The sequence below is a fragment of the Frankia sp. CgKIO3 genome, assembly GCF_977946435.1.
This window is the reverse complement of sequence record NZ_CDWTMO010000291.1, coordinates 1-611: the sequence shown is the minus strand read 5'-3', so window position 1 is coordinate 611 and position 611 is coordinate 1. Positions and strand designations below refer to the sequence as shown.

Genomic DNA, 611 nt, shown 5'->3' with positions numbered 1-611 from the left:
GGCTTGTTGTCGTCATGGTCACAGCCTGCACCATCACTCCGCTTTTCGACGCGCTCGCGTCGTTTCACATGGCCCATCCTGGCGTCGAGATTATGTTGTTCGAGGACAATTCTGACCGGCTCATCGAGAGCGTGCGGACCGGCGCAACTGACATGGCCCTCGTCGGCACGGACGACGCGCCATTGGTGGCTGTGGAAACCCTACCTATCGTCAGTGACCGGCTCATCGCGATCGTGCCGAACGATCATCCGCTTGCTCGACGCTCTGGGGTGTCCCTGACAAACATCGCAGCCTTCCCTCTCGTGTGTCTACCCTGTGAAACAGGGATCCGCACGGTCTTCGACCAGGCGTGTTCGGCCATGGGGGTAAAGCCGACCATCGCGCTCCAGGCGAGTGCCCCAGGTACCGTCGTAGATCTTGCCGCTCGTGGGCTTGGCGTCGCGATACTCAGCGAGTCGATGGCCGTCACCTCCCGTAGCGATCTGAGCGTTTTGATTGTCGATGATATTTTTTCTCCCGCCGTGTTGGCTCTGATCTGGACGACCCGAAAAAGTCCCGCATTGCAGGAGCTCGTCCGGCACAGCTGCGCCGCATTCGATCAGTCTCCCCGG

The 611-nt window shown here is 60.4% G+C and carries 1 protein-coding gene; it reads left to right on the top strand.

Annotated elements, in window-relative coordinates:
- Positions 1-611 (top strand): LysR substrate-binding domain-containing protein (locus AC08OJ_RS19665; RefSeq protein WP_476596517.1); only part of this gene is annotated, 611 nt, incomplete at both ends.